Source organism: Micromonospora sp. CMU55-4, from assembly GCF_011602315.1.
Lineage (GTDB): Bacteria > Actinomycetota > Actinomycetes > Mycobacteriales > Micromonosporaceae > Micromonospora > Micromonospora chalcea.
On sequence record NZ_JAAOLH010000017.1, the window covers coordinates 90067 to 103837 of the forward strand.

Here is a 13771-nt window from a genome sequence, read left to right on the forward strand (position 1 = left end):
TCAGCGAGGCGGGGCGAAGGTCAGCCGGTGGCGCGCAGGCGGGCGTCGAGGGCGGTCAGGTCGGGCACGAACCACACCTGGTCGTGCCGGTTCGACTCGGCCACCAGCGCCCGCAGCGCGCCACTGCGCTCCAGGTGCGCGGAGATGTCGCCGACAATCGCCAGGCGCAGCCGGTAGTTGACGAACTTCTGCATCACCTCGCCCGCGAAGCGGGTGCCGAGCGTGAAGAAGCCGGGGTCGAGCCGCTCGGCCGGCACCGCCACCACAGTCGCGCCGAGGAACGCCGCGCCGATCAGGTCCAGCGCGTCGCGCTCGGTGGCGATCGGCGGGCCGTCCGGATCGCAGACCAGCACCGCCACCCCGGCGCGCTCCTGCATCAGGTCAGTCACGGCCGCCGCCGAGCAGGTCGTTGCCGCCGCCCAGCACCCCGTCGACCAGGCGCAGCAGGTCGGCGGTGGCGGTGGGGTCGCCCAGGATCATGATGGTCATGCGCTGCCGCTCCTCGTCGTGGACCGTCTGCACCCGCAGCGGACGGTCCGGGTCGTGGTGGGTGTTCACGCCGGCCAGCACCAGCGTCGCGAGCCGGTCGGCGGCGGCCCGGTCGACGCCGTCGAGCCGCAGGACGCTCGACACCTCCGCCGCCGGTCCGGTGGCCGCGACGACCGGCCGGCCGGTCAGCGCGTCCAGGTCCGCACGCGCGATCCGGTACTGCTTGCCGATCCGGGTGGCCCGCAGCCGACCGGACCGGATGTAGCCGCGCACCGTTCGCACGTGCAGCCCGAGCAGGTCAGCGACCTGCTCGACCGAATACATGTCGTTACTCATCGCACCCTACCTTAGTCACGATAGGGAACGATAGGTAATTTCATCGCCCGGCCATGTGCGCGCCACCCGGGCCGGGCATACTGCCCGCGTGCAGCCCCGTCACGGCTACCTCGACGCGCCCGCGCCGCTGGCGTTCGCCCACCGCGGCGGCGCGGCCGACGGCGACGAGAACACCGCCGCCGCGTTCGCCCGTGCCGTCGCCCTGGGCTACCGGTACGTGGAGACCGACGTGCACGCCACCGCCGACGGCGTACCCGTGGTCTTCCACGACCCGACGCTGCGCCGGGTCACCGGCGAGCCCGGTCGCATCGCGGACCTGCGCTGGGCCGACCTGGCCTCGGTGCGCGTCGGCGGGGCCGCCCTGGTGCCCCGGCTGGACGACGTGCTGAACGCCTGGCCGCAGGTGCGGTTCAACATCGACGTCAAGTCCGACGGCGGCGTGGCGCCCACGGTCGCCACCGTCACCCGGGCCGGCGCGGGTGACCGGGTGCTGCTCGCCTCGTTCAGCGACGCCCGGCTGTCGCGGCTGCGCGCGCTGGCCGGCCCGACGGTCGCCACCAGCCTCGGCATGCGCGGCGTGGCCCGGCTGCGGCTGGCCTCGCTGCACGGGCGACCGGTGCGGCTGCCCCCGTCCGTGGTCGCCGCGCAGGTCCCGGTCTCCTTCGGGCGGGTGCCGGTGGTGGACCGGCGGTTCCTCGCGTACTGCCGCCGGATCGGGTTGCACGTGCACGTCTGGACGATCGACGAACCCGCCCAGATGCACCACTTACTTGATCTTGGTGTGGATGGCATCATGACCGATCACGTCAGCGTGCTCCGCGACGTCTACCGCAGCCGCGGCCACTGGGCCGCCTGACCCCCCGAGGACGACCCCCGATGGCCGATACGGTCACCCCCGCCGTCGCCGACCCCGCCGGACCGGGCAGCACCCGCCGCGAGCGCACCGGCTGGTACTTCTACGACTGGGCGAACTCCGCGTTCCAGACCACGGTCATCACGGTCTTCCTCGGGCCGTTCCTGACCACCGTCACCGAGCTGGCCGCCGGCTGCGAACTGGGCGCGGACAGCTGCGACGGCGCGGTGTACCCGCTGGGCGTCAAGGTCGCCGCCGGCTCGTTCTACCCGTACCTGATCTCGCTGTCGGTCTTCCTCACCGTGTTCGTGCTGCCGGTGATCGGCGCGATCGCCGACCGGTCGGCGCACAAGAAACGGCTGCTCGCCGCGGCGGCCTTCACCGGCGCCGGCGCGACCATCGCGTTCGCGTTCGTCACCGGCGAGCGCTACCTGCTCGGCGGCGCGCTGTTCCTGGTCGCGAACATCTCCTTCGGCGCCGCCGTGGTCGTCTACAACTCGTTCCTGCCGCAACTCGGCGGCCCGGACGAGCGCGACGGCATCTCCAGCCGCGGCTGGGCCATCGGCTACCTCGGCGGCGGTCTGCTGCTCGCGCTGAACCTCGTCGCCGTCACCATGCTCAGCGAGGAGGGCAACGCCCAGCGCACGCTGGACCTGGCCCGCTGGTCGATCGTGTCCGCCGGCGTGTGGTGGGCGGCGTTCACCCTGGTCCCGCTGCGCTGGCTGCGCGAGCACCCCACCGCCGCCGCCTTGCAGGCGGGCGGCAATGTGCTCACCGACGGGTTCCGGCAGCTCGGGCGCACCCTGCGCGAACTCAAGACGTACCCGCTGACGCTGTTCTTCCTGCTCGCGTTCCTGGTCTTCAACGACGGCATCCAGACCGTCATCACCCTGGCCAGCCAGTACGGCACCGAGGAGCTGCGACTGGACCAGAGCACGCTGATCGTCACCATCCTGCTGGTGCAGTTCCTCGCGTTCGGCGGCGCGCTCGCCCTCGGCGCGCTCGCCAAGCGCATCGGCGCCTGGAAGACGGTGCTGCTGTCGCTGGTGCTCTGGACCGGTGTGATCATCGCCGCGTTCCGGCTGCCGGCCGAGGCGCCCGTGCCGTTCATGATCCTCGGCGGCTGCATCGGCCTGGTCCTCGGCGGCAGCCAGGCGCTGAGCCGGTCGCTGTTCAGCCAGCTCATCCCGGCCGGCAAGGAAGGCGAGTACTACGGCTTCTACGAGATCAGCGACAAGGGCACCAGCTGGCTCGGCCCGCTGGCGTTCGGCCTGGTGTTCCAGCTGACCTCGTCGTACCGGGTGGGCCTGGTGTCACTGTTGATCTTCTTCGTGGTCGGCTTCGCGCTGCTCGCCGCCGTGCCGATGCGCCGGGCCATCATCGCCGCCGGCAACACCCCGCCCCGGGTGCTCTGACGGGTCGATCATCGCGGACCGGATCCGGCGGCGTCGATGGACTAGGCTGCCCCGACGTGACCGACGACGCCGCCCCGACCTGCCTGGCCCGTCCCCTGCCGGGGCCGGGCGACGACCGAGCCGCCGGCTGCGCCGCCGCCCGCGGCGTCGACGGCCGGCCGCTGCACGCCGCCGCCCTGAAGTTCTTCTGGGGGCCGATGGACTGCGGCAAGTCCACCATGGCGTTGCAGATGAACCACAACCACGCCCGCCAGGGCCGCCGCGGCCTGGTCACCACCCGCATCGACCGCTCGCTGGGCCCGCAGGTCACCACCCGCATCGGCCTGGCCCACGAGGCCGTCGAGGTCACCGACGACCTGGACCTGCGCGACCTGGTCCGCGACGCCTGGGCCGAAGGGGTACGGGTGGACTACCTGATCTGCGACGAGGCGTCGTTCTACAACCTCGAACACGTCGAGCAGATGGCCGAACTGGTCGACCGGTTCGACGTCGACGTCTACGCCTTCGGGCTGGCCACCGACTTCCGCTCCTGCCTGTTCCCGGCCGCGCAGCGGCTGTTCGAACTTGCCGACGAGGTGGCCCGGATCCAGGTCGAGGTGCTGTGCTGGTGCGGCCGGGAAGGGCTGCTCAACGCCCGGGTCGTGCAGGGCGCGGTGGTCCGCGAGGGCGCCCAGGTCGTCATCGGCGACACCGTGGACACCGCCGACGTGCGCTACCAGGTGCTGTGCCGGCGGCACTACCGCTCCGGGGACCTCGGCCCCCGCGCCTGAGCCTCAGAACGGGTCCCCGCACACCCGCCACGACCCGCCCTCCGACACGATCGGCAACTCACGTTCCTCGCTGCCGCCACCGTCACGGTTGATCCGCACGATCACCGTCCCGGTCGGCTTGCCGGAGCGGGTCGCCACCGACACGTCGACGATCTCGTAGCCGCTGACCTGCGGCGGCGTACGCACCCAACTGCCGAAGCCGGCCTTGCTCCACCTACCCCGGGCCTCGGCGCACAGCCGCTCGTACGCCGCGTCGGTGTCCCCGGCGGCGACGTCGCGGAAGAACCCGTCGGCGGTCTCCCGGACCGGCCCGTCGGACTGGAGCACCACCTGCGCGTTCCACACCGCCAGCCCGGCCACCCCGATCAGGCAGGTGCCCACGCCGAGACCGGCGATCAGCACGCCCGCGCGTAGCGGCCGGCGCTGCCGGGCCGTGTGGTGCCACTCCTGCTGCCTGCCCATCACCGTCGACGGTAGGCAACCGGAACGCGCCGCGCAGGCGGTTGCGCCGCGCGCCCGTGACGGGCCGAAGACGTCAGGGGGCGGCGGCAGACTGCCGGTACGCCCGATCGGGCAGCCGTTCTGCCTCTGCCCCCGCCCGCAGGGCTGACCGGTCCGCGCGACGGCTCAGCCGCGACGGCGGGCGCGGGCCGCCCAGATCGCGTACGCCGGATCGCGGTCCAGGTTGTGCCGGTCCCGGTCGTAGCGGCGGGTGGTACGCGGATCGGCGTGCCCCATCGCGTCCTGCACGTCCTCCAGCGGCACTCCCTCCGAGCGGGCCGTGGTGGCGAACGCGTGGCGCAGCGAGTGCGGCGACAGTTTCGCCCAGGCGGCTATCCCGGCGCGCTGCGCGAGGCGGCGCACCAGCCGGAACACGGCATGCCGGTCCAGCCGGCCGCCGGTCGCGGTGACCAGCAGCGGACCGGTCAGCTCCGGCACCGTCACGCCCTGCGCCTCGGCCCGCGCGGTCAGGTAGGCGTCGAGGGCGTACGCGGTGCCCGGGGTGAGCGCGCGCCGGCGTACCTTGCCGCCCTTGCCGACGAAGCGGACGCTGCGGTGACCGCGCTCGGTGCCCAGGTCGGACACCTCCAGCGCGACCAGTTCCCCCACCCGCAGCCCCAGGTCGGCCAGGAGCGCGACGGCGGCCCGGTTGCGGGCGGCGGTCGGGCCGGTGTCCGTCTCGGCGGCGGCGATCAGCGCGTCGACCTCCTCCGGCGTCAGGCCGACGGTGGCGGAGTGGTCCCGGTCCACCCGCGGCCGGTCCGCCGCCGACACCGGGTTGGCGGTCACCGCGCCCAGCTTGGCGAGGAAGTCGTACCAGCTCGACAACGCGGACAACCGGCGCGCCACGGTGGCCGGCGTGAGCGTCCGGCCGTCGCGCCCGCGCGGCGTGGACTCCAGCTCCCGGCCGTAGGCGTTGACGTCGAGGAAGGTGGCCCGCAGCGGGTCGAGCCCCCGCTCGGCGCACCAGCTCAGCCAGCCGGTGACGTCACGGCGGTACGCGTCACGGGTGTGCTCGGACAGCCGCCGGTTGCGCAGCCACGCCTCGGTGACGTCGGCCGGGCCGGCGGGCAGGGCGGCGGTGCGGGCGCGCGGCAGCACCTCGGGGCGAAGCATGTGAGAAAGGCTCTCAGCCCGCGGATGGTTTGGCGATCAGGCGCGCTGGTACGACAACGCGGGGTCGGCCGGCGCTCCGGCCTCCCCCGCGTCGGCGTGAACGATCAGGCGGTGGTGAGCTGGCGGCGGCCGTTGCCCTCGGCGGGCGTGGCCACGGTGATCCGGCGCGGCTTGGCGCGCTCGGCGATCGGGATGCGCAGCGTCAGCACGCCGTTCTCGTAGCCGGCCTCCAGCCGGTCGGTGTCGAGCGTGTCGCCCAGGAACAGCTGCCGGGTGAACGTGCCCATCGGACGCTCGGCGGCGACCAGTTCGACGTTCTCGCCGCTGGGGCGACGGCGCTCGGCGCGGACGGTCAGCACGTTGCGCTCGACGGTGCAGTCGATGCTGTCCGGGTCGACGCCGGGCAGGTCGAACGCCGCGTAGAAGTGGTCACCGTCGCGGTAGGCGTCCAGGTGCATCACGGCGGGCCGGGCGGCGGTGCCGAAGAACTGCTCGGCGATCCGGTCGATCTCGCGGAACGGGTCGGTACGCATCAACATGGCTCTTGCCTCCTCGGTTCTCCTGGCCCAAGGTCTCAAGTTGAGTCTTGGTGACTCAAGTTCCTGGTTCTGTTTTAACGCGCCCGCGCCGCGTCGTCAACTCGCGCCGGCAGTGACTTCTCGAACCAGTGCTGCGCGTACGGGCCGCTGGTGAAGGCGGGGATCTCCCGGTAGCCGTGCCGGGCGTACAGGGCCCGCGCCTCGACCAGGTCGGAGCGGGTGTCCAGCCGGATCCGCGTCGCCCCGCCACCGACGGCGTACGCCTCGATCGCGGCGAGCAGCGCCGCTCCACCACCGGCGCCACGGTGCTCCGGGCGCACGTACACCCGGGTCAGCTCGGCCCAGTCCGGCTGCCATCGCAGCCCGGCGCACCCGGCGAGGCGACCGTCGCGGCGGGCCAGCACCAGCAGCCCGCTCGGCGCGACCAGGTCGTCGCTCGGGTCCTCGGCCAGCGCGGCGTCCACCTCACCGGGCCGCTCCGGGCGCCCGTACCAGCGGCGCACCATCTCCGCCATGTACTCGCGCAGCATCAGCGCCGCGTCCGGCTCGTCCGGACGCGCGACGTGCGTGCTCCAGCCGGTCACGGGCCGGTCCGCCAGTAGACGCCCTGCTCGCGGGTGAGCAGCATGTCGTCGATCAGGTAGCGGCGCAGCGTCACGTGGTCGGCCTCGCCGCCCTCGCACCACCGGCGCAGCGCGTCGTCCACCTCCCGCTCCGGATAACGACGTCCCGGCTCGAAGGTGCGTTCGGTGATGTGCTCCAGCAGCACGCGGCGGCGTCCGCGCTGCGCGGGCAGCCGGGTCAGCGCGCCGTCGCGCAGGAACGTGCGCAGGATCATCTCGCGCGGGTTCGCCGCCGGGGCTACCGGCGACGCCGCCCCGGCCCGGGCGAACTCGCGCAGCCGCTCGGCGTCGACCCGCAGCCCGCCCCCGTCGTCGGCGAGCACACCGGTGTCGGTGAGACGGCGTACGGCCACCGCGGCATCGCGGGCCGGCAGCCCGGTGCGGGCCACCACGGCAGACAGGTCCCGGGCGCCGAGCACGATCGCGGCGAACACGGTCCGGCGGCGCTCGTCGGCGAGCGCCCCGGCGAGGGCATGAGCGGTCATGGCGGGCAGCCTGTCAGCAACCCACCCGGTCCGGCCAGGCGTTTTCCGGCCGCCGATGTCACAGCCGCCGGTGCATGACGTGCAGCCCGACCCGGCCCAGCGTCGGGTGGGCGAACGACTCCGGCACGGTGCCGATCACCGTGAAGCCCAGCCGCCGGTACAGCTCCACCGCCGCCGTGTTGGTCTCCACCACGGCGTTGAACTGCATCGCGGCGAAGCCCTGCCGCCGCGCCCAGTCCAACGCGTCCTCGCACAGCGCACGGCCCACGCCCCGGCCGCGCGCGTGCGCCGCCACCATGAAGCTCGCGGTCGCCACGTGCGAGCCCGGCCCGGGCCGGTTCGGGCCCGTCTTCGCGGTGCCGCGCACCGCGCCGTCGTGGTCCACCGCGACCGAGGTACGCCCCGGCGGCCGCTCCACCCACACCTCGCGCGCCGTCTCCGGCGACCATTCCGGGTCGTACGCGAACGTGTCGGCGGCGGTCACGACGTCGGCGAAGATCGGCCAGACCTGGTCCCAGTCGGCGTCGGCGTAGTCACGAATCCTCATCGCCGGGCACGCTAACCGTCGCCCCGGCCGTCCGGCCACCGGTTTCCGTCCACCCGGCCGAGGGTCACGGGGCATCGACGGCCCACCGGTGCGGTCCATCATGGGCAGGTGGCCGAATCAGTCGCCGACGTCGATCGGAGCCAGGCCGCCGCGCCCGGTGGCCCGCCGCCCGCCGGTCCGCGTACCGCAGCGCCCATGGTGGTGGGCGCGGTCCTCACCGTCGTGCTGCTGTCGCTCGCCGGCCGCTACGGCTACCACCGCGACGAGCTGTACTTCCTGCTGTGCGGCCGGCACCTCGACTGGGGCTACGTCGACCAGGGGCCTCTCGTGCCGGCGCTGGCCCGGCTGGCCGACACGATTGCGCCGGGCAACCTGGTCGTGCTGCGTACCCCGTCGGCGTTCATCGGCGGCGCGGCGGTGGTGCTGGTCGCCGCCATCGCCCGGCAGTTCGGCGCCGACCGCGTCACCCAGAGCGCCGCGGCGGTGCTCGCCGCCGCCTCAGGCATCGTGCTGGCCGGCGGCCACCTGCTCAGCACCACGAGCGTCGACCTGCTGGTGTGGCTGGCCGCGGCGCTGTGCGTGGTGCGGATGCTGCGCACCGGCGACAGCCGGTGGGCGCTCGGCGCCGGGCTCGCGCTCGGCGTCGGCCTGCTCAACAAGCCGCTGCCCGCCCTGCTCGGCGTCGGCCTGGTCGCCGGTCTGCTGATCGCCGGGCCGCGCCGGCTGCTGCGCGACCGGTGGGTGCTCGCCGGCACGGGCGTCGCCGTGCTGCTCGCCGTGCCGTACGTGGCGTGGCAGGCCGCGCACGGCTTCCCGCAGCTCGACGTCGCCGCGTCGATCGCCGACGGCGACAGCTCCTACAGCGGCCGGATCGACGCGCTGGTGCTCCAGTTCCTGATCATCAGCCCGTTCGCGGTTCCGGTGTGGGTGGCCGGGCTGGCCGCGCTGCTGCGCCGGCCGTCCTGGGCGGCGTACCGGTCGCTTGCCTGGGCCTGGCTGGTGGTGGTCACGATCGTGCTGGTGGCCGGCGGCAAGGGCTACTATGACGCGCCGCTGCTGCTGGTGCTCACCGCCGCCGGGGTGGTGCCGGCCGTCGAATGGGCGCGGCGGGGCGCGCCCCGGATCCGGCAGGCGCTGCTGGTCACCGCCGCCGTGCTGATGGCCGCGAGCAGCGCGGTGCTGCTGCTGCCCACGCTGCCCGCCGACCGGCTGCCCGGGTTCGTGGTCGCGGCGAACTACGACGCGGGCGAGACCATCGGCTGGCCCGAGTTCGCCGACTCGGTCGCCGCCGTGCACCGCGCCCTGCCCCCGCCCGAGCGGGACCGGGCGGTGGTGCTGACCGGCAACTACGGCGAGGCCGGCGCGCTGGCTCGGTACGGGCCGCAGCGGGGACTGCCCCGCGCGTACTCGGGGCACAACAGCATGGCCACGTTCGGCCGGCCGCCCGACGACGCCGACGTGGTGATCGTCGTCGGCTGGTCCCGCCCGGACCGGTTGCGCGCCTGGTTCACCGAGGTCACCGAGGCCGGCCGGGTCGACCAGCGGGTCGACGTCGACAACGACGAGAACGGCGAGCCGATCTTCGTCGCCCGAGGGCTGCGCCGCCAGTGGTCGCAGATCTGGGACTCCGAGGTACGGCACGGCTCCTGACATACTTGCCGCCATGCTCTGGGGAGTCAGCGGGTCGATCTTCCTCCTCGACTACCTCGGCGCGGTCGCCGTGGCCGTCGCGATCGCGATCGCGGTACGCGAACTGACCGGCCGCCGTACCCGGGGCGCGACGCCCGACCGGGTCGAGCTGGCGTACCTGACCGACCGGGCGCTGCTGGCCTGCCAGCTCGGGGTGGCCGCGCTGCGCCGCGCCGGTGGCGTCGAGATCGGCGAGCTGGCCACCCTGCACGCGCAGGGGCGTCCCCCGGCCGGTTCGCCCGCGCTGGTGCGCGCCCTGCACAGCGCGCTGCGCCGCCCGCAGACCTGGGCCGCGGTGCTCGCCGACCCGGAGGTGGGCCGGGCGCTGCGCCGTACGGTCGGGCGGCTGGTCCGCGACGGCTGGCTGCTCACCCGCGCGCAGCGACGGCGGATCGCGCTGGGCACGGTGCCGCTGTTCGCGGTCGCCGTGGTCGGGCTGACCCGGCTCGTGGACAGCGCCGTCGAGGGGCGCTCCGCCGGTGGTCCCGCCTCGGTCGCCGGGCTGCTGCTCTGCTGCCTGGCCACCGCGCTCGGCGGCTGGTGGCTGACCGAGGTGCCGGAGACCGGGTCCGCCGCTCGGCGCCTGCTGCGGCGGCTGCGCCGCGAGCACGCCGACCTCGACCCCGAGCGCCGCCCGGTCTGGCAGGGCCGCGACACCGACACGCTGCTCACCGGAATGGCGCTGTTCGGCCCCCGCCCCCTGCTGGCCGTGGACCCGGCGTTCGCCGTCCAGGTGGGGATCGACCCGGACCGGGACCGCCCGCGCCCCGACCGCAAACCCGCCCGCCGCTGACCGAACCTCCCATTTCGCGTCGATCATGAGGTTGACGGTGTCCGGCGCCCGGTTTGTCCGGTACAACTTCATGATCGACCCGGCGGTGGCAGGCCCGCCGGTTTCCTTGTCTTGAGGGGCGGGAAGGCTCGGGCATGGCCGAGACATTCGTGAGCGAAGACCTGAAGACACTGCAGGCGATTGCGCGCGGGGCCGGGATACAGGAGGTCGACCGCCTGTCGCCGGACCAACTGGTCGAGGCGCTGCGCCGCGCCGGGGTGACCGACGGTACGCAGGACCAGTGGCCGCCCCAGCCGATCGAGGACCCGGCTCACCTGGCCGGGCTGCCCCGCAGTTCGCTGAAGCAGGGCGACGAGAGCACCGGCGGCCGGGCCGCCGAAGAGTCGATCGGCGCGATGCCCGGCGAGTCCGGCACCGAGATCAACGACCGTACGGAACGCTGACCGGTATCGCACAAGGGGCCGCCCCCGGTGACTCCCGGGGGCGGCCCCACGCTCGACCGTGCGGGATCAGTGCATCCCGGCGGCCGCCGCCTCCTCACGGGCCCGGCGCTCGTCACCGCTGAGCGTGTTCAGCGGCTTCTCCTTGATGAACAGCACGACGACCAGGGCGAGCAGCGCGAACGGCGCGCCGATGAGGAACATCTCCGACGTCGCGGTGCCGTAGACCTCCTGCACGATCCGCAACACCGGCTCCGGCAGGGCCGACAGGTCCGGCACCTCGGCCGAGCCGCCGCTGGTGGCCAGCGGGCCGAGCTTCTCCGTGGTCAGCGACGTGACCCGGTTGGCCAGGACGGCGCCGAGCGCGCTGACCCCGACCGCGCCGCCCATGCTGCGGAAGAACGTCAGCACCGAGGTCGCCGCGCCCAGCTCGGCGGCCGGCACATCGTTCTGCGCGGCCAGCACCAGGTTCTGCAGCAGCATGCCGACGCCGACGCCCAGCACCGCCATGTACACCGAGAGCATCGGCACGCTCGTGTTCGCGTCGATGGTGCTCAGCAGCAGCATGCCGACCGTCATCACCGCGGCGCCGGCGACCAGGAACATCTTCCACCGGCCGTACTTGGTGATCAGCTGACCCGCCACGGTCGAGGAGACCAGCAGGCCGAGGACCATCGGCAGGCTCATCAGGCCGGCCACCGTCGGCGACTTGCCGAGCGAGGTCTGGAAGTACTGCGACAGGAACACCGTGCCGCCGAACATCGCCACGCCGACCAGGATGCTGGCCACCGTGGTGAGGCTTACTGTGCGGTTGCGGAAGATGCCGAGCGGGATGATCGGTTCGTCGGTGCGGGACTCGACGAACACGGCGAGCGCGAGTAGCGCCAGCCCGCCGCCGACCAGCAGCGCGGTCCAGCCCGAGGCCCAGTCGAACTTGTTCCCGGCCAGCGACGACCAGATCAGCAGCGTGGACACACCGGAGGTGATCAGCAGGGCGCCGAGCCAGTCGATGCGGACCCTGCGGCGGACCACCGGAAGGTGCAGCGTCTTCTGCAGCAGCGCGATGGACAGCAGGCTGAACGGCACACCGATCAGGAAGCACCAGCGCCAGCCGAGCCAGGACGTGTCGACCAGGACGCCGCCGATCAGCGGGCCGGCGATGGTGCCGACACCGAAGACCGCGCCGAAGATGCCGGCGTACCGGCCCAGCTCACGCGGCGGGATCATGGCCGCCATGACGATCGTGGCGAGCGCGGTCATGCCGCCTGCGCCGATGCCCTGGATGACCCGGCTGAGCAGCAGCACCTCGACGTTCGGGGTGAATCCGGCGACCAGCGAGCCGACCACGAACAGGCCGAGGGACGACTGGATCAGCAGTTTCTTGCTGTAGAGGTCGGCCATCTTGCCCCACAGCGGGACCGTCGCGGTCATCGCCAGCAGCTCGCTGGTGACGATCCAGGTGTAGACGGTCTGGCTGCCGTTGAGGTCGGCGATGATCCGGGGCAGCGCGTTCGCCACCACCGTCGAGGCGAGGATCGCCACGAACATGCCGACCATCAGGCCGGACAACGCCTGGAGGATCTCCCGGCGTGACATCCGCGTACCCGTCTCGGCGGGCGGAACAGTGGCGGTGGTCATCGAACTCCTTGTCGTGTGCGCGGGCGGGCGGCCGCGGCCGGTACGGATGGGAGGGGTCAGGACGGATCGGGCAGGCCGGCGGCGACGGCGGCGAACGCCTCGGCGGTCAGCTCGCGCAGCGTCGTCGTGTCGGGTCGCTCGACCCACTGCATCAGGGCCGTGCGGAAGACCGCGCCGGCGACAGTGGTGACGAGCGTCGGGTGGCCGTGGCACGGGTCGAGGCCCAGCCGGGCGGCCACCGCCGCGACGATCACCTGTTCGGTCTCGGCGTTGCCGCTGATCAGACGCGGAAGAAGCGACGGGTTTGCCGCGATGACCCGCAGCCGCAGCAGCCACACCTCCCGGTCGGCCTCGACGGCTTCGACGACGTCGCCGAAGGCCAGCCGCAGCGCGTCGAACGCGGACACCTCCGGCGGCGCGGCGACGATGTGGGCGGCCAGCACCCCGCGGTCGGTCGGCTGGTCGCCGAGCAGCGCCTCGTCCTTGCTGGGGAAGTAGTTGAAGAAGGTGCGGGCCGACACGTCGGCGGCCTCGCTGATCTCCTCCACCGTCACCTGGTCCAGGCCGCGCTCGGCGACCAGGCGCAGCGCGGCGGCGCTGAGGGCGGCGCGGGTCTGCCGCTTCTTGCGGTCGCGCAGGCCGGGGCGGCTCTGATCCGTGGTCACGCCACGACCCTACGAGCGATCTTGCAGGGACTGCAAACTTTTAGTCAGTGAAGTGATGCGTGACGCAGCGGTGCCGGAAAACGGGTTGAGAGCGGTTCCGCACGTCCCGTACGGTTCCCGCACTCCCGTCGCAGCGAAGAAGGACGATTCCACGTGACCCCTCCTGCTCTCTGACCCTGACACGTTCCCCACGCCTGTAGCCGTCGCCTGCGCGACGGCTCCCCGGGCTGCCCTCGCGCGCCCGGCCACAGCGTCCGAGGCCGCGCGTAATCGGCCTCGCGTCAGGTCTTCAGAGATCAGGTCTCCATGTCATCCCAACCTCATATCGTGCTGCCCTGGGTCGTACGCCGGACCCGCCTTCCGCTGCTGTCGCTGCGCTGCGTCATCTGCCGGGCGGAGACGGCCACCGCCGCCCGGGGCCGGTTCCGCGTCAACGCCAACGGCAAGCTGCTGGACGTCTGGCTGCTGGTGCACTGCGTGTCCTGCGGCCGGACCAGCAAGCTCACCGTCCGTGAGCGGGCGGCGGTCAGTTCGTTCGATCCCACCGATCTGCACGGCCACCAACTCAACGATCCCGACCTGGTGGCGGCCACACTGCTGGACCCGGCGTTCGCCCGGCGCTGCCACTTCACCCTCGACTGGACCGGAGCGTGGCGCCTGGACGCGCCGGTCGTACCGCTCGACGGGTGGCCGGTGCAGGTGAACGTCACGTTCGACGACCCGGTGCCGGTGCGCCCGGACCGGCTCATCGCCCACCGCTTCGGCCTCACCCGGTCCGAGGTGCTGCGCCGGGTCAAGTGCGACATCCCGCTGAACCGTCCGACGAGCACCGCATTCACCTTCACGGTGCTGGCGGAGGACTGACCGCGCCG

The 13771-nt window shown here is 73.2% G+C and carries 17 protein-coding genes; 7 read left to right on the forward strand and 10 right to left on the reverse strand.

Features of this window, described 5'->3' with window-relative positions; translation table 11 throughout:
• Nucleotides 1-20: 20 nt before the first annotated feature.
• Together HA073_RS25355 and HA073_RS25360 are read right to left on the reverse strand one after the other, a co-directional pair.
• On the reverse strand, nucleotides 21-389 hold the full coding sequence (locus HA073_RS25355) for a DUF4180 domain-containing protein (protein ID WP_166457442.1): 369 nt from the start codon (nucleotides 387-389) through the stop codon (nucleotides 21-23).
• Nucleotides 382-825 (reverse strand): helix-turn-helix domain-containing protein, encoded by a 444-nt coding sequence (locus HA073_RS25360; protein ID WP_240925948.1) that lies wholly within the window; start codon nucleotides 823-825, stop codon nucleotides 382-384. The genes HA073_RS25355 and HA073_RS25360 overlap by 8 nt, the downstream gene beginning before the upstream one ends.
• An 88-nt stretch (nucleotides 826-913) precedes the next feature.
• Between HA073_RS25360 and HA073_RS25365 the strand changes: the two genes are divergently transcribed.
• The 3 genes from HA073_RS25365 (at nucleotide 914) to HA073_RS25375 (ending at nucleotide 3863) form a co-directional block, all read left to right on the forward strand.
• The gene (locus tag HA073_RS25365; protein ID WP_166457443.1) at nucleotides 914-1681 is read left to right on the forward strand and encodes a glycerophosphodiester phosphodiesterase family protein; all 768 of its coding nucleotides are present in this window, start codon (nucleotides 914-916) and stop codon (nucleotides 1679-1681) included.
• Nucleotides 1682-1701: 20 nt separating this feature from the next.
• Complete coding sequence (locus HA073_RS25370) at nucleotides 1702-3093, forward strand: MFS transporter (RefSeq protein ID WP_043324045.1); 1392 nt, start codon at nucleotides 1702-1704, stop codon at nucleotides 3091-3093.
• Between the two features lie 83 nt (nucleotides 3094-3176).
• Complete coding sequence (locus HA073_RS25375) at nucleotides 3177-3863, forward strand: thymidine kinase (protein ID WP_369799353.1); 687 nt, start codon at nucleotides 3177-3179, stop codon at nucleotides 3861-3863.
• A gap of 3 nt (nucleotides 3864-3866) precedes the next feature.
• Here the strand turns inward: HA073_RS25375 and HA073_RS25380 are convergent, their stop codons facing one another.
• The 6 genes from HA073_RS25380 to HA073_RS25405 all read right to left on the reverse strand — a co-directional run bounded on the left by HA073_RS25380 (nucleotide 3867) and on the right by HA073_RS25405 (nucleotide 7674).
• Nucleotides 3867-4325: a hypothetical protein gene (locus HA073_RS25380; protein ID WP_166457444.1), complete on the reverse strand. Its 459-nt coding sequence runs from the start codon at nucleotides 4323-4325 to the stop codon at nucleotides 3867-3869.
• 165 nt (nucleotides 4326-4490) lie between these two features.
• On the reverse strand, nucleotides 4491-5480 hold the full coding sequence (locus HA073_RS25385) for a tyrosine-type recombinase/integrase (protein WP_043324051.1): 990 nt from the start codon (nucleotides 5478-5480) through the stop codon (nucleotides 4491-4493).
• A gap of 104 nt (nucleotides 5481-5584) precedes the next feature.
• Entirely contained in the window at nucleotides 5585-6019 is a 435-nt protein-coding gene (locus HA073_RS25390) for an Hsp20/alpha crystallin family protein (RefSeq protein WP_030504676.1), read from the reverse strand.
• A 74-nt stretch (nucleotides 6020-6093) separates the two neighbouring features.
• Nucleotides 6094-6603, reverse strand: coding sequence for a GNAT family N-acetyltransferase (locus HA073_RS25395; RefSeq protein ID WP_309228060.1), 510 nt, complete (start codon nucleotides 6601-6603; stop codon nucleotides 6094-6096).
• Nucleotides 6600-7127, reverse strand: coding sequence for a DUF2087 domain-containing protein (locus HA073_RS25400; protein ID WP_166457445.1), 528 nt, complete (start codon nucleotides 7125-7127; stop codon nucleotides 6600-6602). Before HA073_RS25400 ends, HA073_RS25395 begins: the two co-directional genes overlap by 4 nt.
• A 58-nt stretch (nucleotides 7128-7185) precedes the next feature.
• Nucleotides 7186-7674 carry a GNAT family N-acetyltransferase gene (locus HA073_RS25405; RefSeq protein WP_166457446.1) on the reverse strand — a complete coding sequence of 163 codons (489 nt, stop codon included), beginning with the start codon at nucleotides 7672-7674 and terminating at the stop codon, nucleotides 7186-7188.
• A gap of 108 nt (nucleotides 7675-7782) precedes the next feature.
• Here HA073_RS25405 and HA073_RS25410 point away from each other — a divergent pair, with 108 nt between their 5' ends.
• The 3 genes from HA073_RS25410 to HA073_RS25420 all read left to right on the forward strand — a co-directional run bounded on the left by HA073_RS25410 (nucleotide 7783) and on the right by HA073_RS25420 (nucleotide 10599).
• The gene (locus HA073_RS25410; protein WP_166457447.1) at nucleotides 7783-9324 is read left to right on the forward strand and encodes a glycosyltransferase family 39 protein; all 1542 of its coding nucleotides are present in this window, start codon (nucleotides 7783-7785) and stop codon (nucleotides 9322-9324) included.
• A gap of 13 nt (nucleotides 9325-9337) precedes the next feature.
• Nucleotides 9338-10156: a TIGR04222 domain-containing membrane protein gene (locus HA073_RS25415; RefSeq protein WP_113974108.1), complete on the forward strand. Its 819-nt coding sequence runs from the start codon at nucleotides 9338-9340 to the stop codon at nucleotides 10154-10156.
• A 134-nt stretch (nucleotides 10157-10290) separates the two neighbouring features.
• Nucleotides 10291-10599 (forward strand): hypothetical protein, encoded by a 309-nt coding sequence (locus HA073_RS25420; RefSeq protein WP_013286318.1) that lies wholly within the window; start codon nucleotides 10291-10293, stop codon nucleotides 10597-10599.
• A 66-nt stretch (nucleotides 10600-10665) separates the two neighbouring features.
• Here HA073_RS25420 and HA073_RS25425 read toward each other — a convergent pair whose 3' ends face one another.
• Nucleotides 10666-12234 carry an MDR family MFS transporter gene (locus HA073_RS25425; RefSeq protein WP_166457448.1) on the reverse strand — a complete coding sequence of 523 codons (1569 nt, stop codon included), beginning with the start codon at nucleotides 12232-12234 and terminating at the stop codon, nucleotides 10666-10668.
• Between the two features lie 56 nt (nucleotides 12235-12290).
• Nucleotides 12291-12899, reverse strand: coding sequence for a TetR family transcriptional regulator (locus HA073_RS25430; protein WP_166457449.1), 609 nt, complete (start codon nucleotides 12897-12899; stop codon nucleotides 12291-12293).
• 327 nt (nucleotides 12900-13226) lie between these two features.
• On the opposite strand from HA073_RS25430, the gene HA073_RS25435 reads away from it, so the two are divergent.
• Nucleotides 13227-13763: a DUF1062 domain-containing protein gene (locus HA073_RS25435; protein WP_231915439.1), complete on the forward strand. Its 537-nt coding sequence runs from the start codon at nucleotides 13227-13229 to the stop codon at nucleotides 13761-13763.
• The last annotated feature ends 8 nt before the right edge of the window (nucleotides 13764-13771 follow it).